The 20,312-nt window shown below is 47.3% G+C and carries 23 protein-coding genes; 12 read left to right on the top strand and 11 right to left on the bottom strand.

Annotation, left to right across the window (positions count from 1 at the left end):
• Nucleotides 1-4: 4 nt before the first annotated feature.
• From lptA to LY387_RS01600, 5 genes are read right to left on the bottom strand one after another with little or no spacing between them, the layout of a single operon-like run.
• Nucleotides 5-502 carry a lipopolysaccharide transport periplasmic protein LptA gene (lptA, locus tag LY387_RS01580; protein ID WP_042473195.1) on the bottom strand — a complete coding sequence of 166 codons (498 nt, stop codon included), beginning with the start codon at nucleotides 500-502 and terminating at the stop codon, nucleotides 5-7.
• The gene (gene lptC, locus LY387_RS01585; protein WP_234495100.1) at nucleotides 483-1,046 is read right to left on the bottom strand and encodes an LPS export ABC transporter periplasmic protein LptC; all 564 of its coding nucleotides are present in this window, start codon (nucleotides 1,044-1,046) and stop codon (nucleotides 483-485) included. Before lptC ends, lptA begins: the two co-directional genes overlap by 20 nt.
• On the bottom strand, nucleotides 1,043-1,600 hold the full coding sequence (gene kdsC / locus LY387_RS01590; protein ID WP_234495101.1) for a 3-deoxy-manno-octulosonate-8-phosphatase KdsC: 558 nt from the start codon (nucleotides 1,598-1,600) through the stop codon (nucleotides 1,043-1,045). The genes lptC and kdsC overlap by 4 nt, the downstream gene beginning before the upstream one ends.
• Nucleotides 1,600-2,568 (bottom strand): KpsF/GutQ family sugar-phosphate isomerase, encoded by a 969-nt coding sequence (locus LY387_RS01595; protein ID WP_234495102.1) that lies wholly within the window; start codon nucleotides 2,566-2,568, stop codon nucleotides 1,600-1,602. Before LY387_RS01595 ends, kdsC begins: the two co-directional genes overlap by 1 nt.
• 10 nt (nucleotides 2,569-2,578) lie before the next feature.
• Nucleotides 2,579-3,550: a calcium/sodium antiporter gene (locus tag LY387_RS01600; protein WP_234495103.1), complete on the bottom strand. Its 972-nt coding sequence runs from the start codon at nucleotides 3,548-3,550 to the stop codon at nucleotides 2,579-2,581.
• Nucleotides 3,551-3,840: 290 nt separating this feature from the next.
• On the opposite strand from LY387_RS01600, the gene mlaF reads away from it, so the two are divergent.
• From mlaF to LY387_RS01640, 8 genes are all read left to right on the top strand, one after another.
• Nucleotides 3,841-4,635: a phospholipid ABC transporter ATP-binding protein MlaF gene (mlaF, locus tag LY387_RS01605; protein ID WP_042473202.1), complete on the top strand. Its 795-nt coding sequence runs from the start codon at nucleotides 3,841-3,843 to the stop codon at nucleotides 4,633-4,635.
• Between the two features lies 1 nt (nucleotide 4,636).
• On the top strand, nucleotides 4,637-5,425 hold the full coding sequence (mlaE, locus tag LY387_RS01610) for a lipid asymmetry maintenance ABC transporter permease subunit MlaE (RefSeq protein ID WP_128650062.1): 789 nt from the start codon (nucleotides 4,637-4,639) through the stop codon (nucleotides 5,423-5,425).
• Nucleotides 5,426-5,454: 29 nt separating this feature from the next.
• On the top strand, nucleotides 5,455-5,940 hold the full coding sequence (gene mlaD, locus LY387_RS01615) for an outer membrane lipid asymmetry maintenance protein MlaD (RefSeq protein WP_128650063.1): 486 nt from the start codon (nucleotides 5,455-5,457) through the stop codon (nucleotides 5,938-5,940).
• A gap of 4 nt (nucleotides 5,941-5,944) precedes the next feature.
• Nucleotides 5,945-6,583 carry a phospholipid-binding protein MlaC gene (gene mlaC / locus LY387_RS01620; protein WP_234495104.1) on the top strand — a complete coding sequence of 213 codons (639 nt, stop codon included), beginning with the start codon at nucleotides 5,945-5,947 and terminating at the stop codon, nucleotides 6,581-6,583.
• Nucleotides 6,583-6,885, top strand: a complete 303-nt coding sequence (locus LY387_RS01625) for an STAS domain-containing protein (protein ID WP_234496035.1) — start codon at nucleotides 6,583-6,585, stop codon at nucleotides 6,883-6,885. Before mlaC ends, LY387_RS01625 begins: the two co-directional genes overlap by 1 nt.
• A 9-nt stretch (nucleotides 6,886-6,894) precedes the next feature.
• Nucleotides 6,895-7,149: a BolA family iron metabolism protein IbaG gene (gene ibaG, locus LY387_RS01630; RefSeq protein ID WP_042473211.1), complete on the top strand. Its 255-nt coding sequence runs from the start codon at nucleotides 6,895-6,897 to the stop codon at nucleotides 7,147-7,149.
• A 9-nt stretch (nucleotides 7,150-7,158) separates the two neighbouring features.
• Nucleotides 7,159-8,424, top strand: a complete 1,266-nt coding sequence (murA, locus tag LY387_RS01635; protein ID WP_042473215.1) for a UDP-N-acetylglucosamine 1-carboxyvinyltransferase — start codon at nucleotides 7,159-7,161, stop codon at nucleotides 8,422-8,424.
• Nucleotides 8,425-8,496: 72 nt separating this feature from the next.
• Nucleotides 8,497-9,225, top strand: coding sequence for a 1-acylglycerol-3-phosphate O-acyltransferase (locus LY387_RS01640; protein WP_042473217.1), 729 nt, complete (start codon nucleotides 8,497-8,499; stop codon nucleotides 9,223-9,225).
• A gap of 49 nt (nucleotides 9,226-9,274) precedes the next feature.
• Here LY387_RS01640 and LY387_RS01645 read toward each other — a convergent pair whose 3' ends face one another.
• From LY387_RS01645 to arcA, 5 genes are all read right to left on the bottom strand, one after another.
• The gene (locus tag LY387_RS01645; protein ID WP_042473220.1) at nucleotides 9,275-9,664 is read right to left on the bottom strand and encodes a RidA family protein; all 390 of its coding nucleotides are present in this window, start codon (nucleotides 9,662-9,664) and stop codon (nucleotides 9,275-9,277) included.
• A gap of 129 nt (nucleotides 9,665-9,793) precedes the next feature.
• Complete coding sequence (pyrI, locus tag LY387_RS01650; RefSeq protein ID WP_042473223.1) at nucleotides 9,794-10,255, bottom strand: aspartate carbamoyltransferase regulatory subunit; 462 nt, start codon at nucleotides 10,253-10,255, stop codon at nucleotides 9,794-9,796.
• Nucleotides 10,256-10,269: 14 nt separating this feature from the next.
• Entirely contained in the window at nucleotides 10,270-11,199 is a 930-nt protein-coding gene (pyrB, locus tag LY387_RS01655) for an aspartate carbamoyltransferase (RefSeq protein WP_128650199.1), read from the bottom strand.
• 278 nt (nucleotides 11,200-11,477) lie between these two features.
• Nucleotides 11,478-12,482 (bottom strand): ornithine carbamoyltransferase, encoded by a 1,005-nt coding sequence (gene argF / locus LY387_RS01660; protein ID WP_128650196.1) that lies wholly within the window; start codon nucleotides 12,480-12,482, stop codon nucleotides 11,478-11,480.
• Nucleotides 12,483-12,604: 122 nt separating this feature from the next.
• Entirely contained in the window at nucleotides 12,605-13,825 is a 1,221-nt protein-coding gene (arcA, locus tag LY387_RS01665; RefSeq protein WP_234495105.1) for an arginine deiminase, read from the bottom strand.
• A 563-nt stretch (nucleotides 13,826-14,388) separates the two neighbouring features.
• On the opposite strand from arcA, the gene rraB reads away from it, so the two are divergent.
• The gene (rraB, locus tag LY387_RS01670) at nucleotides 14,389-14,799 is read left to right on the top strand and encodes a ribonuclease E inhibitor RraB (RefSeq protein ID WP_234495106.1); all 411 of its coding nucleotides are present in this window, start codon (nucleotides 14,389-14,391) and stop codon (nucleotides 14,797-14,799) included.
• A gap of 110 nt (nucleotides 14,800-14,909) precedes the next feature.
• On the top strand, nucleotides 14,910-15,710 hold the full coding sequence (locus tag LY387_RS01675; protein ID WP_234495107.1) for a glycosyl hydrolase 2 galactose-binding domain-containing protein: 801 nt from the start codon (nucleotides 14,910-14,912) through the stop codon (nucleotides 15,708-15,710).
• Between the two features lie 86 nt (nucleotides 15,711-15,796).
• Here LY387_RS01675 and mutS read toward each other — a convergent pair whose 3' ends face one another.
• Entirely contained in the window at nucleotides 15,797-18,358 is a 2,562-nt protein-coding gene (gene mutS / locus LY387_RS01680; RefSeq protein WP_234495108.1) for a DNA mismatch repair protein MutS, read from the bottom strand.
• A gap of 147 nt (nucleotides 18,359-18,505) precedes the next feature.
• Here mutS and pncC point away from each other — a divergent pair, with 147 nt between their 5' ends.
• Together pncC and recA are read left to right on the top strand one after the other, a co-directional pair.
• Nucleotides 18,506-19,006 (top strand): nicotinamide-nucleotide amidase, encoded by a 501-nt coding sequence (gene pncC / locus LY387_RS01685; RefSeq protein WP_234495109.1) that lies wholly within the window; start codon nucleotides 18,506-18,508, stop codon nucleotides 19,004-19,006.
• Between the two features lie 203 nt (nucleotides 19,007-19,209).
• Complete coding sequence (recA, locus tag LY387_RS01690) at nucleotides 19,210-20,247, top strand: recombinase RecA (protein ID WP_042473235.1); 1,038 nt, start codon at nucleotides 19,210-19,212, stop codon at nucleotides 20,245-20,247.
• Nucleotides 20,248-20,312 lie beyond the last annotated feature (65 nt).

The following is a 20,312-nucleotide window of genomic DNA, read 5'->3' on the forward strand; positions in this document are numbered from 1 at the left end:
GACTCTACTTCTCTTGAACTTGTTGTGGTTGAAGAACCGTGGATACACGCTCATTGGCGTTGCCATCAGCAACCAGCTTTTGTGATGAAATTCGGTACTTAATTGTAGTACCTCGGATGACACTGTCGTCTTGAGACAGCATGGCTTGTTGCTTCATCGTGAGCTGATCGTCTTTTAGCGAGTAGTGAAGCTCTTTCGCTTCGCCGTATAGGGTTTTACCATCGTCAGTCAACTGAGAAAAGGTGGCGAGATCGCCAAAACCTTGGATTACTTGAATCGCCCCAGTTTGTGCCTCTCGAGTAACGACAATTTTGTCGGCGTTGATGTTAATACTGCCTTGTTTTAACTTCACATCACCTGCAAAGGTCACTTGATTACTTTTCATATCAAGCTGCTGCGTGTCTGAGTCAATGTATACCGGTTGTTCAGTATCCGTTGATAGCGCCAGCGCCGCTGTCGGAAGCAACAAACACAGGCTGAGACTAAGGTGCGAGAGTTTCATATTTGCTATTCACTTTTTTATACAGTTCCGCGAGGTGGTTAGCGAAGTTTCCTTTCATCGCTTCTCCCTGCGTTTCAAATTTAGGGCCCAGCATAATGACTTTGCTGTCAACCCAAAAATCACGATTTTCGAGTTTGATACTCATTTGCTGGGTAGACAAGGTGTCAAAGCCAGAGTCTGCCAGCAAGTTTTGTGCGACGACATTCGTATACAGCGTCAGGACTTCTTGTTTGTCCAGCACGGCTTTCTCGGCGGATATTTCCCACTCTTGCGTTTCTCCGTTAGCGAAAATACGCAGAACGGGTTGCTGAAATACCGTTTCTCCTTTCTTGGAGAAATGCTCAAGGTGTGCAGAGCTTATGCTGTAGCTGCGCACTCCAGTGTCGCTGTACGAAATGTTGTGTAAGTTTGTGCCGCTAAAAGCGGGCAGTTCGATATCTGGCTCTATTTGGATGACATTCGAGTCATCCTTGCTGTACAGGTAGTAAGTACTGCCTGCTGCAATAATTGCAAGTAAACTGTAAAGAATACGAGATAAACTCATATACTTAGACCCTTGTGAAGCTCAAGTTCTCCCTTTGATTCTAGGATCAGATCACAGATTTCCCTAACAGCGCCGTGTCCGCCACGAATAGAGGTGACATAATCAGCCTTTTTCGCGAGCAAAGGATGCCCATCAGCAACACAGATACCTAACCCAACTTGCTCCATGACAGGCCAGTCGATTAGGTCATCACCAATGTATGCCGTGTTCTGAGCATCGATGTTCAATTTTTGACAGATGTCTTGATACGCCACTACTTTGTCATCTTGTCCTTGGTAAATCAATGAGATACCCAAGGCTTTCATTCGGTTCTCGACAATCTTAGAGTTTCGGCCGGTGATTATGGCAACCTGGATACCCGCGCTCATTAGTGCTTTGACACCATAGCCATCACGGGTATGAAAGGTTTTAAGTTCTTCGCCATCATTACCCATGTAGATAAGGCCGTCAGAAAATACACCGTCAACGTCGCAAATCAAAAGCTGGATGCCTGCTGCCTTGTCAACGATGCTTTTGTTGATTGAACCGTATAAGGTTTCGACTTGTTCCGACACTACATCACTCCTGCTTTGAGTAGATCGTGCATGTTCAAGGCACCCACTACTTTATTATCGTCCAGTAGTACCAGACCGTTTATGTTCTTTGATTGCATCAAGTTCAGACCTTCTGCAGCAAGCATGTTTGGCGTTGCTGTCGTTGGATTGGCAATCATCACTTCACCAATCGTGGTTTCATGAATATCCACTCGGCGGTCTAAAATTCGGCGTAAGTCACCGTCGGTGAAGATACCAAGTAATGCACTGTTCTCGTCAACGATGGTCGTCATACCCAGACCTTTGTTGGAAATCTCGAGTAGGGCGTCTCTCACTAGCATAGTCGGGTTGACCATAGGTAGTGCGTCTCCAGAGTGCATAATGTCGCTGAGTTTGAGAAGTAGTTTGCGACCAAGCGCGCCACCTGGATGAGAGAGTGCAAAGTCTTCTTCGCTGAATCCACGAGCCTCAAGCAGTGCGATAGCTAAAGCATCGCCCATAACAAGCGTCGCTGTGGAGCTAGAGGTTGGCGCTAAACCTAGTGGGCAGGCTTCTTTAGGCACGGTAATCTGTAAGTGGAAATCAGACAATTTACCCATGGTTGACGCTGGCTTGCCAGTCATGCTTACCGTAGTGATCCCTAAGCGTTTGAACACTGGGAACAGGCTGATAATCTCATGCGCCTCACCAGAATTGGAGATAGCAATCACCAGATCATGAGCTTCGATCATACCCAGATCGCCATGGGCAGCTTCACCCGGGTGAACAAAAAATGCGGATGTACCAGTACTGGCGAGTGTCGCAGCGATCTTTTTACCGATATGTCCTGACTTGCCAATTCCCATCACAATGACTTTGCCTTTGTGCTCTATGATGGCGCGACATACCGCTTCAAACTGCTCATCGAAATAGCGCTCTAGGTGCACTAGTGCTTGAACTTCGGTGTCTAAAACTCGCTTTGCACTGCGAATAAAATCAAAATCAGACATGCTGCTGCTCCTACGCCGCCATGTTTGCGAACAGGTAGATTTGGTAGCCTAAGAAGAGGATAAACAAGATTCCCCCTTCAATACGGTTGATGCTTTTCGACTTACCTAGCGCCATAACGACCAGTAATAAAGACAAGCCTAGCATGACCCAAAAATCACGCCCCATCGCGTGATCACTGAGCACTGACGGGTTAAGAATGCCCGGGATACCCATTACCGCTAGGATATTAAATACGTTTGAGCCGATGATATTACCGACCGCCATATCATCTTCGCCTTTGAGTACGCCTGCTAGCGACGCGGCAAGCTCTGGTAAACTAGTACCAATCGCAATAATCGTCAGACCGATGACAAGGTCGCTCATACCAAAATATTGTGCAATGGTGACGGCGCTGTCCACCAAACGATCGGCCGCTAATGGCAGCACGATGAGACCGATAACCACCCACATAGCGGCTTTGCCGTTACTGACCCCCTCTGGGACCTCAGATTCTTGGTCGTCTAGTAGAGCATCATTATTACCTGTCTCTCGCTCAGCCTTACTGATTCGTAGCATGGCCAAGATAAAGGCAGCGAATAGGGCAAACAGAATGACGCCCTCGAGGAAACCGAGGTGGCTATCCCACAAAATAAGGCCCGCAACTAGTGTGACCGCAATCATCAGTGGGAGTTCGCGTCTCAGAACCGCTGAAGAGATAGAAAGCGGTTTGATCATGGCGGTAATGCCGAGGATAAGTGCGATGTTGGCAATGTTCGAACCGAGGACGTTACCCACGGCGGTGTCCGTCTTTCCGTCTAATGCTGCTGTTGCTGAAACCATCATTTCTGGCGCGGAAGAGCCCATTGCCAGAATCGTCATACCAATCACTAAAGGCGAGATACCAACATTGCGTGCCAACGCTGCAGCACCAAACACCAGTTTATCCGCGCTCCATACGAGAAAAACTAGTCCAATAATCAGAAACACCACGGCTTCAAGCATGTTTAAATCCACTTATTTTTTTCTGAGACATTTGGCGGCTAATTTTGACGCTTTGTCATCCAAAATGGAAGCTAATCAATAAATAAAATACCGATAGCGCTCGGAATTGCGTACCTTTAAAAGTACAGGCAAACCTTTTGCTGTTTTTTTAGAGTGACCTCTCTTATTCCCTAATCACTGTGAATTTGTTGAATTGTTTATACAACTGAATGAAGCTTAGGGTTTTAATTGCACGCTTGTATCATTATTATGGAGAGTCACTGAGTTTGAAATTCGAGATAGGGAAGTCTATGTCAAACAACGACTTGGTTTCGATTAGCGGGTTGTCTTTTTCTCGTGGCTCTCGTGTCATTTTCGATGACATTGAGCTGCATGTTCCAAAAGGAAAAGTCACCGCGATTATGGGACCATCAGGGATCGGCAAAACAACACTACTGCGCTTGATCGGTGGGCAACTGCTGCCTGACCAAGGCGAGGTGTGGTTTGACGGCGATAATATTCCTACTCTGTCTCGCAAACGCCTCTATCAGGTTCGCAAGAAAATGAGCATGTTATTTCAGTCAGGTGCACTGTTTACTGATTTGACTGTGTTTGACAATGTTGCCTTTCCCCTACGAGAGCATACCGCTCTTGATGAATCCATGATTCGCACACTTGTGTTGCTCAAACTCGAGGCGGTGGGTCTGCGAGGCGCGGCGGATTTGATGCCAAGTGAACTCTCTGGCGGTATGGCTCGGCGTGCCGCTCTGGCTAGAGCCATCGCACTCGACCCTGAACTTATCTTGTACGATGAACCTTTTGTTGGCCAAGACCCGATTACTATGGGGGTGTTGGTAGAGCTTATTCGTAAACTCAATAACGCGCTCAATGTCACCTCTGTGGTGGTCTCACACGATGTGCCTGAAGTCATGTCGATAGCAGACTGGGTATACCTATTAGCGAATGGCAAGATTGTGGCGAAAGGGACACCAGATGAGCTTCGTAACAACCCCGATCCTCAGATTCAACAATTTCTCAATGGTGACGCGGATGGGCCAGTGCCGTTTCGCTTCCCCGCCATGCCCCTAGAACAGGAGCTCTTCTAATATGACGACACCTACTCTGTGGATTCAGAAAGTTGGTCAACGAGCGCTCTCTATCGGTTATGCCTGGGGGCGCGCTACGTTTATGCTGCTCGGTGTGCTGCTATCCAGACCACAACCTAAAAAACACTTTCCCTTGTTAGTGAAACAGCTTCACAACGTGGGCGTGCAGTCCTTGGCGATCATTATGGTTTCAGGACTATTTATAGGCATGGTACTGAGCTTACAAGGTTATGTCGTGCTGGTGGACTATGGCGCCGAAGGCAGTTTAGGCCAGATGGTGGCACTCTCATTGCTTCGTGAGCTTGGTCCTGTGGTCACTGCGTTGCTGTTTGCTGGGCGAGCTGGCTCGGCGCTTACAGCTGAAATTGGCTTGATGAAGGCAACAGAGCAGCTATCGAGTTTAGAAATGATGGCGGTTGATCCTCTCAAGAGGGTGATAGCACCTCGTTTTTGGGCGGGCGTGATCTCTATGCCACTGCTCGCGATGATCTTTATGTCCATCGGCATATGGGGTGGACAGCTAGTGGGTGTTGACTGGAAGGGCATTGATCATGGCAGCTTTTGGTCTGCGATGCAGTCTTCTGTGGAACTTGGACGAGATATTGGTAACAGCGCAATTAAATGTGTGGTCTTTGCCATCACAGTAACTTGGATTGCGCTGTTTAATGGTTATGACGCGACGCCGACCTCTGAGGGTATCAGTCAAGCAACGACTCGCACTGTGGTGCATTCTTCCCTCGCGGTGCTCGGATTGGATTTTGTTCTTACTGCCTTAATGTTTGGCAACTAAGCTTAAAGCAATAATTAAAGGAACTCTTGATGCAACAGACAAGAAAGTTGGAATTGTGGGTAGGCAGTTTTGTGTTGTTGGGCCTTGGCGCAATCTTGTTTATGATTTTTCAGGTTGCTGACGTGAAGAGTCTCGGCTCGGGTGACACTTACACCTTGGAAGCAAGATTCGACAACATAGGCAGCCTTAAAGTGCGCTCACCAGTAAAAGTAGGCGGAGTGGTTATTGGGCGTGTGAGCGATATCCACCTCGACAAAGAGTCATTTTTACCTGTGGTCAGCCTGTCGATCAGCAGTGATTACCAGTTTCCAGAAACATCAAGCGCGCAGGTACTGACCTCAGGTCTGATAGGCGAACAGTACATCGGCTTGGTCCCTGGTTTTGTATTTGACGATGAAGGCTACCTAGCGGATGGCGACCGTATTGAAGATACAAAGTCGGCATTAGTGCTTGAAGATATGATAGGCCAGGTGCTCTACAGCATTGGTGGTTCTGATGAGACAAGTAAGGAGTAACACCATGTTTAAACGGTTTATTTTGATGGTCTCTGCGCTGTTTATGTCATTGAATGTGATGGCAACAGAGATTGATGCGACACAGCCTTACGATATGATTATGAAGGTGTCCGACAAGGCATTTTCACGTTTGGGAGCAGAGCAAGATAAAATTCAGGCTGATCCTGACTACCTCAAGGTGGTGGTTGAGGAAGAGCTGATGCCCTATGTGAATTATCGCTATGCGGCGCTTAAATTGCTGGGTCCAAACCTCAAGGGAGCCAAGCGTGAAGAGGTGCTCGAGTTTATCGAGGCATTTCGTGCCTATCTGGTGACCTCTTATGCTCAGGTTTTGACGCAGTATACTGGGCAAGACGTGAAGTTTGGTCCCGAGCCTAAGATCGACGACAAAACCACAATTATCGGCGTCAAGGTTACCATTATGGACTCCCCAAGACCGAACATAAATCTTGAGTTTAAGCTTCGCAAAGATAAGAAAACCGGTGAGTGGAAAGCCTTTGATATGATTGCTGAGGGCATAAGCTTACTGTCCAGCAAGCAGTCAGAGTGGAATACTAAAATTCGCCAAGAAGGCGTGCTCTCCGTGGCGCAAGAGCTCGAACAGTTAGCGAAGGCACCTATTCGTTTTGAAGGTAGTAAGTAATCGTGGTGGCGAAATTAGAACAGCGTACTGACACAACGCTTGCTCTGGTGGGTAATATTGACCGCGACACTGTGCCCGAGCTTTGGCGCACGATTCAAACGGTTTCTTTCACCCAGCCAGAGGTTAAGTTGGAGCTCGAGCAGGTTGAACGCTTCGATTCTGCAGGATTGGTGATGTTAATCCACTTATTAGAGCATGCAAAAAATCGAAAGTGTCATATAATGCTCAGCTTCGTGCCCGATGAGCTGAACATACTGTTTCAGCTATATAACGTTGAATCAGTCATAGAGAAACACATTTAGGAGTATCTTGTGGATAGCACAAAAGTACAGGAACTATTACAAAACGCGTTGAACCTAGAAGAGCTGCACGTCAAAGGCGAAGGCAGTCACTATGAAGTTATCGCGGTAGATGCTCAATTTGAAGGCATGAGCCGAGTTAAAAAGCAGCAGATGATCTATGGTCCTCTGATGGAATACATTCAGCGTAATGACATCCACGCAGTTTCAATTAAAGCCTATACTCCAGAAGAGTGGGCTCGTGATAAAAAGCTGATGTCTCTGTAAGGTTTATTAATGGATAAGTTTCGAGTTATTGGATCGGATGCGCCGCTGACAGGTGAAGTGTCGATCTCTGGTGCTAAGAACGCAGCACTACCAATTTTGTTTGCATCTATCCTGGCTGAAGAGCCAGTTGAGGTAGCGAACGTTCCCCATCTTCGCGATATCGATACGACGATGAAACTGCTTAGCCGCCTTGGCGCAAAAGTACGTCGTAATGGTTCGGTTCATGTTGATGGCAGTGAAATCAATGAGCTATGCGCTCCTTACGATCTGGTTAAAACCATGCGCGCATCGATTTGGGCATTAGGCCCACTTGTGGCGCGTTTTGGTAAAGGCCAAGTATCGCTGCCAGGTGGCTGTGCTATCGGTGCCCGCCCAGTGGACCTTCATATTCACGGTCTAGAGCAGCTTGGTGCAACCATCACGCTAGAAGACGGCTACGTAAAAGCCGAAGTCGATGGTCGTCTGAAAGGCGCTCATATCGTGATGGATAAAGTCAGTGTTGGTGCGACCATCACTATCATGTGTGCAGCGACGCTTGCTGAAGGCACCACTGTGCTAGATAACGCAGCGCGTGAGCCTGAGATTGTAGACACGGCCGATTTCCTCAATAAGCTTGGTGCTAAAGTGACAGGTGCAGGTACCGACACCATTACTATTGAGGGTGTTGAGCGTCTATCGGGTGGCAAGCACACGGTAGTGGCTGATCGTATCGAAACAGGAACCTTCTTGGTTGCTGCTGCGGTATCGGGCGGCAAAGTAGTATGTCGTAATACCAGCGCACACCTTCTTGAGGCAGTGCTAGCGAAGCTAGAAGAAGCGGGCGCTGATATTGAGACCGGTGAAGACTGGATCTCGCTTGATATGACAGGCCGTGAGCTCAAGGCCGTCTCGATTCGTACCGCGCCACACCCAGGCTTCCCAACCGACATGCAAGCACAGTTCACGCTGTTGAACATGATGGCGAAAGGCGGTGGTGTGATCACGGAAACTATCTTCGAAAACCGCTTTATGCATGTGCCAGAGCTAATGCGTATGGGTGCAAAAGCAGAGATCGAAGGCAACACCGTGATTTGTGGTGACGTCGATTCTTTGAGCGGCGCTCAAGTGATGGCGACAGACCTTCGTGCATCTGCAAGCCTAGTTATCGCAGGCTGTATTGCTCATGGTGAGACGCTGGTGGATCGCATCTATCACATCGATCGCGGTTATGAGCGCATCGAAGACAAATTGTCAGCGCTCGGTGCCAACATTACCCGTGTCGCGGGCGATGAATAATAACATTTAAGATTCAATTAGCCGAAATCCAAGGGTTTCGGCTTTTTTATGAAGCCATTGTCGGAGAACAAAATGGTTGCTTTACTTCGCTGCATCGCAGTGGCTATTTTCGCTGTAGTGATGTTTGTATTTGGTTGTGGCTACTGTCTACTTAGCCCGAGAAACCCAAAACACGTATTTACTTTTGGTCGTTACTTTGGTGCCATGTCTAAAATCCTTGGCGTTAAGCTCGACCTTCGTCTTCCAGAAGATGCATACAAGCGTGGTCAGCACATCTATATCGCCAACCACCAAAATAACTGGGATCTTTTCACGGTATCTTCAGCGGTGACACCAAACGTTGTGACCGTTGGTAAGAAGAGCTTACTTTGGATGCCGCTTTTCGGTCAGCTTTACTATCTAACGGGTAACATCCTGATTGATCGTGCTAACCGCAGTAAGGCAAAAGGTACGATTGACCAAGTGGTTGATAGTATGAAGAAGAGTAACTTGTCGGTATGGATGTTCCCGGAAGGGACGCGCTCGCGCGGTCGCGGTTTGCTACCATTTAAAACAGGTGCTTTCCACGCAGCAATTGGCGCCGACGTGCCAATCATCCCTATCGTGTGCAGCAGCACAAGCCACCTTAAGCTTAATAAGTGGGATAACGGACATATCATCGTAGAGATGCTGCCGCCAGTCTCAGTAGAAGGCTACGGAAAAGAGGACGTACGCAAGCTTGCCAATGTCTGCCGTGAGCAAATGGTCGAGAAACTTGCCGAGTTAGATGCCGAAGTCGCTGAACTGAACGCCAAGAAATAACGAAAAAGGGTTGCCAATGGCAACCCTTTTTTCTATTCAAGCAGAGCGATTATTTGCGAACCGCGATCGCCTCAATTTCAATTTTCACATCTTTAGGAAGACGAGCAACCTCTACACAAGAACGTGCTGGGTAGTTTGCTACTTCGTGCTCATCAAAGAACTTGCCGTATACTTCGTTGACCGTACCGAAATCGTTTAGGTCTTTCACGAATACTGTCATTTTAACGATGTCAGAAACAGTTAGGCCAGAGGCTTCAACCACAGCTTTTACGTTGTCTAGAGACTGACGTGCTTGCTCTGAAATGTCGTCAGACACTTCACCCGTTTGCGGGTTTACTGGGATTTGACCTGAAGTCAGTACCATGTTGCCTAGGTCAACACCTTGAACGTAAGGACCGATTGCTGCTGGTGCAGATTCTGTATGAAGTACTTTTGTCATCGTTTTATCCATTATGATGGGATTAGTAAGAGGTCTAGACTGCCTCTAGGACAAATAAAAATCAAGCCTACGATGTTTAGAAATATCGTAGGCTTGAATATCTATTAACAAGGATTTAGTGAGCGGGTTCTATCGCTCAGTCACAATCTCGCGCGAGTAGACTTTTTCGCAGTATTTACACTTCAAGCGAATGTCATCGTGCTTCTCGAATACCTTAAAGCTGCTATCGACGGGTTCGTTGTGAGTAATACAGTTACTGTTTGGACACTCGAATACGCCAGTAATTGTCTCTGGTAGTTCTAGAGCCAGCTTTTTGCACACTTCGTAGTTTTCAATCTGATTGACCGTTGCGTGTGGCGCATAGAGGGCAAGCTTGTTCGCTTGCTCTTCGGTAACAAATACATTTTCAATCTTCAGCAGGTCTTTACTGCCCAGTGCCGAAGAAGGCAGGTTCAAGCCAATGGTGACGCGCTGCTTCGATTGGTCCATTGCAAATAGTTTAAGCACTTTAATGCCGATGTTTGCAGGGATGTGGTCGATGACAGTGCCGTTCTTGATTGCTTCAACTTGCAATTGTGTTTCTTTAGCCATGACTGAATATCTCCTTAAAGTGCTTCGTTAAGAACAAGGGCAAGCAGTGCTTCACGTGCGTATACGCCATTCTCTGCCTGTTGGAAGTAATAAGCGTAAGGCGTTTTATCTACGTCTACCGTGATTTCATCCACGCGAGGCAGTGGGTGTAGCACCTTAAGGTTGTTACGTGCGTCTTTTAGCGTTTCTGCTGACAGAATGTACGCCGATTTAATATGAGCGTACTCTGACTCATCAAAGCGCTCTTTTTGTACTCGAGTCATGTATAGGATATCAAGTTCAGGAACAACGCTGTCGATGTCCGTGTGCAGGCTGTATTGGATACCTGCCTCTTCTAGCTCTTCGCAGATGTAATCTGGCATCGCTAACGCTTCTGGTGCAATGAAGTAGAAGCGAACATTGTTGAACTTCGCCAGAGCTTGCGTGAGTGAGTGAACCGTACGGCCGTATTTTAGGTCACCAACAAACGCCACGTTGATGTCATCAAGGCGACCTTGAGTTTCATAGATAGAATACAGGTCGAGTAGCGTTTGCGTTGGGTGTTGGTTCGCACCATCACCGGCGTTGATAACAGGCACACCGTTTGAGAACTCTGAGGCTAGACGCGCTGCGCCTTCTTGTGGGTGGCGCATAACAAACGCGTCAACATAGGAAGCAATGACCTGCACAGAGTCTGCAAGTGTCTCACCCTTTTTCGCTAGAGAGGTGTTACCGCCACTGTCGAAACCAATCACATCACCACCGATGCGCTGGATAGCCGTTTCGAATGAAAGTCGGGTACGTGTCGATGGCTCGAAGAAGCAGCTTGCCACGACTTTATTCTTGATTAACTCAGGTTGAGGGTTGGATTTCAGTTGACCCGCTGTCTTTACGATGAGCTCTAGCTCTTCACGTGACAGTTCCGGAATCGAGATAATGTGCTTTTGATAGAGCGTATTCGCCATGTTTATCTTCCCTATAGTTACAACCAGACCAGATACTTTCTCTAAGTGATTTAGAGATTAACGACCATAAAAAAGCCCCCCATGATGGGAGGCTTAGAATTCGATAGGAAATAATAACGGTGCATGATAAGCAAATTGCTTATCGAGAGTGTGTAGTGATGTCAAACTCGCTTGCGCCATTAATCGTTCCCCAGACAAATTGCGAGGAATTATACGCCCAAATTTTGGGAGCGCAAGCGATTACATCAAACATTTAGCGTCAATTAGTGTGATATTTGTTAACTGCCTAATGTAGCAACCATGACCGCTTTAATAGTATGCATACGGTTCTCTGCTTCATCAAAAACGATTGAATATTCAGACTCGAACACATCATTGGTCACTTCAAGGCCATTGAGTCCATATTTATCCGCAATTTCCTTACCTATAGTCGTCTGATCATCGTGGAATGCTGGCAAACAGTGCATAAATTTCACGTTTTTATTGCCGGTTGCTTTAATCATATCCATGTTGACTTGGTACGGTTTCATCAAGGCAATTCGCTCATCCCAAGCCTCGGCAGATTCACCCATCGAGACCCAAACGTCGGTATAAAGGAAGTCACAATCCGCGACACCCGCTTGAACGTCTTCGGTCAACGTGATGGATGCGCCAGTTGATAGGGCAATAGTTTGGCATTCATCAACAAGGCTTTGCTCTGGCCAAAATGCTTTTGGCGCGACAAGGCGAATATCCATACCCATCTTTGCTGCGCCAACCATGAGTGAATTACCCATGTTGTTGCGTGCATCGCCAAGGTAAGCAAATTTCATCTGATGCAGTTGTTTGCCTTTGCCGTGCTCGAGCATAGTGAGAAAATCGGCAAGTATCTGCGTTGGGTGGAACTCATTCGTCAAACCATTCCAAACAGGGACACCTGCGTGCGCGCCTAACTCTTCGACAATCTCCTGACCAAATCCACGGTACTCGATACCGTCGTACATACGACCCAATACACGCGCGGTATCTTTCATTGACTCTTTGTGGCCAATTTGCGAGCCAGACGGGCCAATGTAAGAGACCTGAGCGCCTTGATCAAAGGCAGCGACTTCAAAAGCACATCGGGTACGGGTCGATGCTTTTTCGAAGATCAGTGCAATGTTTTTGCCGATGAGTTTTTTCTGTTCTGTGCCAGCGTATTTGGCGGCTTTGAGTTCTTTCGACATATCGAGCAAGAATTGAATCTCTTTAGGAGAAAAGTCGAGAAGTTTTAGAAAGTTCCTATTTCTTAAGTTGTAAGCCATGGTCCGTACCTCTGAATTAGTTTTCGATTTTAGTTATACATATAAATTCTTATTTTGTGAATATTTATTTTGATTAAATGCAAAAAAAGCCCCTTTATAGGGGCTTTTGTAAATAGTTATGTTTAAATGCCATCGCGTTCAATAGGGCAGCTCATACAGCGAGCACCACCACGCCCTCGTCCAAGTTCGTTCCCCGGAATGGTAAGAACTTGAATCCCAGCTTTGTCGTATTTCTCGTTAGTGTAGACGTTTCGCTCATAGCCAATCACCACACCTGGCTTCACAGTAAGAACGTTGTTGGCATCGTTCCACTGCTCGCGCTCTGCTTCGTAGTTGTCACCGCCGGTTGTGATGATCTTGAGCTGATCCACATCCAAGGCACTTTCGAGCGCTTTGAGATAATTCGGTAGCTTCTCGACCTGCATTTGACCATCGTTTGATGCTGTAAGTCGCCACGTATCCAATTTGTCATTGATGATCTCTGGGTAGACAGAGAAGGTATCGACATCCATATGGGTCATGACAGTATCGAGGTGCATACAAGAGCGATGCTTCGGTAGGTCGATAGCGATTACCTGGCTAGCTTGGCCGGATTTAAATAGGTTCGCAGCCAAGTTTTCGACACCTTGTGGCGTCGTGCGCTCAGAGATACCAATCAGTACTGCCCCTTTACCTATAACGAGAACATCACCGCCTTCAATATTAGCGTTGTCGTAGTGCAGATCTTCATCGCCAAAGTACTTAATGAAGTCTTGCCCCGCAAAGGTCGGGTGCCAACGATAGATAGCACGCAGATGATTAGTCTCGCGTTGACGTGCTGGCTTCATCATTGGATTCAGCGACACGCCACCATAAACCCAGCATGATGTGTCACGGGTAAATAGGTGGTTAGGTAGCGGCTCGATCACGAAATCGAGCGGCTTGCTCATTTTCTGAAGAATAGAAGGGGTCTTCAAAGGCAATTCTGAGTAAGCCAGTCCGCCTAGTAACACTGTCGCTAGGTGCTCGTTGTCCATCTCTGATAGATATTGACGGATTTCATTGGCAAAGATTGGTCCGTAACGAAAATCTGAAATCTGTGTCTCTAAAAGCCAGGTTTTGGCTTGCTCGACCGCAAGCGTTTCAACTAACAAGTCATGAAGTAACAACACCTCGACATCTTGACTGCGTAGCGTATTGGCAAATGCATCATGCTCTTCGCCAGCGGCTTCTACCGCGAGTACGTCATCAAACAGTAACTCATGGCAATTAGATGGGGTGAGGTGGGTTAGGGCTCTTTCTGGACGGTTTAACAAAACACGTCGTAATTGACCGACTTCCGAGCCGACGTACAACTTACTCATTACGATTCCTTTCAGCTTTAAACTGCCGCTATTTATGACAAGCTTGTGATCAAGATGCAAGTTAGCGTGGCAGTTAAAATTACTGTAAATACATACTTAAACCATAATATTTATTGGTGTCAGCTTTGTTAACAGATAATGATAGAACTGTTTTGAGAGTAAAAAAGCCGCCCTTGATGCGTGAATATGCAGAGTGTTTTGAGAGTCTTTATTGATTTTTAATTAGTGTTTTGTGCATAAAAATATGGGCTAAAGGTGAAATACAGCAGCTAAACGAATAAACCTTGTTATCTGACGCTTTAGTAAGGACATACAGATATGCATTTCAATCTCATAATGTTTCGTTGATGAATCGTAACAATCGTCACCACAAATGGCTGAATCACCACGGGCAGCTTCCAAAGATAGAGAAATGTTAAAATTATGTTTATGTGATCTGGATCGAATTTCGTCGTTTGGAGCAAAGACAAAAATAGTCAGGAAAGATCTCGTTTTGATCTTTCGATCTCCGCTGACTTCTCGTATCATTCATGCCGTTAACCTATTTATAGCTGGAGCACTTTATGTCTCAACAAGATGAGTATATGTCCGTTGAAGAACTGATCGAATTTCAGAAGGAAGAAACTCGCGATATCATTCAAGCACTAATTGAAGATGGAAGTGATCCAGAAGCACTTTACGAGATCGAGCACCACCTATTTGCAGAAGACTTTGATCGTCTAGAGAAAGCGGTAGTTGAAGCGTTCAAGATGGGTTTCGAAGTTCTAGAAGCAGAAGAAACCGAAGATGAAGACGGCAACAAGCTGCTTTGCTGTGATGCGACCATGGAGTCGGCGCTTAATGCAGAACAAATTGATGCGCAGGTAGAGAAGTTGGTTCACTTAGCAGAGAAGTACGACATCATTTACGATGGCTGGGGTACTTACTACGAAGGTGAAGATGCACTTTACCCTGAAGAAGATGAAGACGAGTAACTCCTCTTTTAGAGAAAAGGTCAGCTAAGCTGACCTTTTTTGATCACGCTATCTTTCCAAAAACGATTTGATTATACTGCGCTAAATATGATCTGGGTCAAACTTAGCGAATGAAGATAAATCTCGACGGCCTCTGGCAACTCTCTCCCCTTACGGATCTTTCTATTCCTCAAGATGATCTGACGTTTCCTGGCCCATTAAGCCAAGTATTACCTGATCACCTATCAGAGCCATCCATTATCGAGCAAGAGTGGCACTTGATGCACGACTTTGTACTGACCGAGCAGCAACTCGCCAATCCGGCGGTGGATTTGGTGATTGGTGGCGTGGATTACTATGCGGAAGTTCGAATCAATGGGCGAGCAGTGATAGATTGTGATGGCAGTGAGACGACCTATCGTAAAGAGGTCAGAGCCCATCTTCAGGAAGGACCGAATCGAATTGAAATCCTGTTTCTTGAGTTCGATGAGGATGACTTGCTCGTTGATATAGATAAGGCCCCAACCTGCTCACTTGTCCAAGAAAAAACGCGTACCGATGAGCGTATGGGGGTTTGGCAAATGCCTTATCTTCAGTTTATCCCTCACGTGCGCCTTGAGCATGTGGCGATGGAGCAGATATGGCACCATGGTGGCGGCTGCGAGTTTAAAGTCGACCTACATTACCAAACATTTCGTGCTGGGCTTGTTTCTGCCTCTGTTAAGTTCAATGGCATGACGTATTTTCTGCCCATAGATGTTCGTGCTAATCAGGCATCGGCGCTGTTTCAGATAGAAGCACCTAAGTATGCGAACCTTGAAGCCCCTAATAAAGACGACCTATATAACCTAGTCGTTGAACTTGATGGTCAACAGCAAGAGTTTGACGTTGCACTTAGTGAGCAATTGTGTGTCACCCACATTGCGCTGTAAATTGAATGTAAGGCGATGCGGCGATAGGAGCTAGCCTTGGTTCTCCCCCTTGATAAGGGGGAGTTAGAGGGGGTAGCAGCGCGTACCTAAAGCAGCTGCTTCAACCGATACAATTCTTCCAACGCTTGACGCGGCGTCAAATCATCCGGATTAATCTGCGCCAGTGCTTCTTCCACTTCACTTGGTTCAGGGATCAAGCTTAGCTGATTAGCAATATCGACTTGTGGCGACTCTGCTCGCGCGGGATTCTGACCAATCTGTTCTAGCTGCGTCAGTTTTTGGCGCGCGTTCTTAATCACCGCTTTTGGCACGCCAGCAAGGCCAGCAACGGCTAAACCGTAAGACTTACTTGCTGCACCCTCTTGAACCGCGTGCATAAACGCAATCGAATCACCATGCTCAACCGCATCCAAATGAACATTGGCAAGGTTAGGAAGTTGATTCGGCATCTCTGTTAGCTCGAAGTAGTGCGTTGCGAAGAGCGTCATCGCGCCAACCTTGGTTGCTAACCATTCAGCACTTGCCCAAGCGAGCGAAAGGCCATCGTAGGTACTTGTGCCTCGACCAATCTCATCCATCAACACTAGGCTGTTTTGCGTGGCGTTATGGAGAATGTTCGCCGTTTCTGTCATCTCCACCATAAAGGTTGAGCGACCCGATGCGAGATCATCAGAGGCTCCGATGCGGGTAAAGATGCGATCTAATGAGCCAATTTCTGCTGATTCAGCGGGCACATAGCAGCCAATGTGAGCCATCAGAGCAATAAGCGCGGTCTGTCGCATATAGGTCGATTTACCACCCATGTTTGGACCTGTAATGATCAGCATTTTACGCTCAGGGTTAAGCGCGATTGGGTTGGCAATAAAAGGCTCATCCATGACTTGCTCTACCACAGGGTGACGACCAGATTGGATCTGAATACCCGCGTTTTCGCTCAGCGTCGGGCGGCAGTAATCTAAGCTCTCTGCGCGCTCTGCAAGGTTTTGCAGTACATCCAATTGAGATAGGGCAGAGGCAAGGTTTTGTAACTGCTCTAAGCTTGGTAGCAACAAATCGAACAGCTCTTCCCATAGCTTTTTCTCAACGGCGAGTGCCTTAGATTTTGAGTTCAGTACCTTATCTTCATGCTCTTTGAGCTCAGGAATAATGTAGCGCTCAGCATTTTTCAGAGTTTGCCTACGAACGTAGTGTGGTGGCACTAAATGGCTTTGACCACGGCTCACCTGAATGTAGAAACCATGCACATTGTTGTAGCCAACTTTTAACGTGTCGATACCGTGGCGGTCACGCTCATCATGCTCAAGCTTTTCGAGGTACGCAGTAGCACCGTTGGCAAGGTCGCGCCATTCATCGAGCTCAGCATTGTAGCCATCGGCAATCACACCGCCGTCACGAATAACGACCGGAGGATTCTCTTTTATCGCTCGCTCAAGTAGATCAGCCATCGAATCCATAGGTGCAGAATAGTCAGCCAGCTGTTTGAGATAAGGATGCGCCACGGTCTCAAGACTGACCGCCAGTTCCGGTAGCTGTTGCAGCGCGCTTCTTAAACGAGCCATATCACGAGGTCTTGCCGAGCGCAGTGCTAGCCTTGCCAAGATACGTTCGATGTCGCCGATCTGCTTGAGCGTTGGAGCAAGCTCGGTATAGAGCGCGTCTTGCTTGATCTCAGAGATGGCATCCAAACGATAGTTCAGTGTCTTTTGGCAGCGCATAGGTTGATGGATCCAGCGCTTGAGCATTCGGCTACCCATGGCTGTTGCGGTGTGGTCTAGCACCTCCGCTAGCGTGTTTTCATGGCCGCCAGACAGGTTCTGGGTCAACTCAAGGTTGCGCCTCGTGGCCGCATCGAGAATGACCGATTGATCTTGACTGTCTAGTGTCAATGAGCGGATATGAGGAAGCGCGGTACGTTGGGTGTCTTTTACGTATTGGATCAAACAGCCTGCCGCACATAGACCTAGTACACAATTCTCAACACCAAAGCCGACAAGATCCTTGGTACCAAATTGTTGGTTGAGCTGCTGGCGCGCAGTATCAATCTCAAACTCCCACACAGGGCGACGACGATTGCCATTGCGACTTGCCATGATATCAACAGGTTCAAAGTCTTCAGGAAACAAGAGTTCTTTAGGCGCAGTGCGCTGCAGTTCAGCCAGCATGGCTTCTTCTGTACTGGGTTCACAAAGTTGAAAACGACCAGAGGTAATATCCAGAGTAGCGTAGCCAAATTTGCCATTTTGGTGATAGATTGCGGCAATAAGATTATCAAGCCTTTCCGAGAGCAGAGCTTCATCAGAGACAGTGCCGGGCGTAACGATGCGCACGACTTTTCTCTCAACTGGGCCTTTGCTGGTGGCAGGATCACCGACTTGCTCACAAATCGCTACCGATTCGCCAAGCTGGACCAGTTTCGCTAAGTAGCCTTCAACAGCATGAAAAGGAACACCTGCCATAGGAATAGGCTCACCCGCGGAGGCGCCGCGCTTGGTCAGTGAGATATCGAGCAATTGAGATGCGCGTTTCGCGTCATCGTAAAACAGCTCGTAAAAATCGCCCATTCGATAGAACAGCAAGATATCTGGATTCTCTGCTTTTAGCTTCAGATATTGCTGCATCATTGGTGTGTGTTTTTGTTCCGCTTTCACTGTCACTTCTTTGCTACTGGTTTTTCATTGCCGCCTAGGATACGTGAAAGCGGCGAGAGCGAAAAGGGCAGAGTCGTCACTGATATCACGCAAGCGCAGGTATTAAACCCAATTAAGTCCCACACGAAGGACTAGGAGTTGTGTCAAATGCAAAACATATCTGAGTTAAGTGCCAACCTAGGTCAATTACTGCAACAGAGAGATCAGGTTTTAGTGACCGCTGAATCCTGCACTGGTGGGGGCGTGGCAACCGCGATTACCGATATCGCAGGCAGCTCTGCGTGGTTTGACCGAGCGTTCGTCACCTACAGCAACGATGCCAAGATGGAAATGATTGGTGTGAAGTCAGAAACGCTTGGGAAGCATGGCGCTGTGAGCGAACCTGTGGTGATTGAAATGGCGCAAGGAGCACTAGCTCATTCAAACGGAACCCTAAGTGTCGCAATCAGTGGTATCGCTGGACCCGGTGGAGGCAGTGAAGAGAAGCCAGTCGGAACCGTATGTTTTGCATGGGCATCTTCTCAGGGCTGGCAGAAGGTAGAAACCTGTTTGCTAACGGGAGACCGAGCGAGTGTTCGTTTACAGGCAGTAGAGCATGCACTAAGAACGTTACACACCCATGTTCTTGAAGATGAGCCGTTTAGCTAAGCCTATTGAAATATAAAGAGTCTTGGTGAAGTCACACTGAGGTCACAAAAAAATCTTCATACAGGTATAGACACTGTATGAATCAACAGTATAATAAAATACATCTTGCGATGAATTGAACGCATCGCTTACCTGATTAAAACAGCTCAAGCACGTAAGTTGCCTAAAGCGTATATCCGTAAAGGATAGTTGTGGAGAAAGTAATGGACGAGAATAAACAGAAGGCGTTAGCCGCTGCATTAGGTCAGATTGAAAAACAATTTGGTAAAGGCTCAATCATGCGCCTTGGTGACAACCGTACCATGGACGTAGAAACCATTTCAACGGGTTCACTTTCTCTAGATATCGCACTAGGTGCAGGTGGTCTGCCTATGGGTCGTATCGTAGAGATCTACGGTCCAGAATCATCAGGTAAAACAACACTTACCCTTGAGTGTATTGCTGCTGCTCAAAAAGCAGGCAAAACCTGTGCGTTCATTGATGCTGAGCACGCCCTAGACCCTGTCTACGCGAAGAAGCTAGGTGTTGATATTGATGCGCTATTGGTGTCTCAGCCAGATACTGGTGAGCAAGCGCTTGAAATCTGTGACGCTCTTGCGCGCTCTGGTGCGATTGACGTGATGGTTGTCGACTCGGTTGCTGCACTAACACCAAAAGCGGAAATCGAAGGCGAAATGGGTGACAGCCACATGGGTCTGCAGGCTCGTATGCTTTCTCAAGCTATGCGTAAGCTAACTGGTAACCTAAAGCAGTCTAACTGTATGTGTATCTTCATCAACCAAATCCGTATGAAGATTGGTGTGATGTTCGGCAACCCAGAAACGACCACCGGTGGTAACGCACTTAAGTTCTACGCATCAGTTCGTCTTGATATCCGCCGTACTGGCTCTATCAAAGAGGGCGACGAGGTGGTGGGTAACGAGACTCGCATTAAAGTCGTTAAGAACAAGATTGCTGCACCATTCAAACAAGCAGAAACTCAGATCCTATACGGTCAGGGCTTCAACCGTTACGGTGAGCTAGTTGACCTAGGTGTTAAGCACAAACTGGTTGAGAAAGCAGGTGCTTGGTACAGCTACAATGGCGATAAGATTGGTCAAGGTAAAGCAAACGCATGTAAGTTCCTGCGTGAAAACCCAGAAGCGGCACAAGCGATTGATAGCAAACTACGTGAGCTACTGCTAACACCTGCGATTGTTGAAGAAGCAGAAACTGGCGAAGCGCCGGCAGAAGAGCTATAAATCTTCAATTGAATTAAACAAAGCCCTGCACTGCGGGGCTTTGTTGTATCTGTTTTGCTATCAAA

It is taken from the genome of Vibrio maritimus, from assembly GCF_021441885.1.
In the GTDB taxonomy this organism is placed as follows: domain Bacteria; phylum Pseudomonadota; class Gammaproteobacteria; order Enterobacterales; family Vibrionaceae; genus Vibrio; species Vibrio maritimus_B.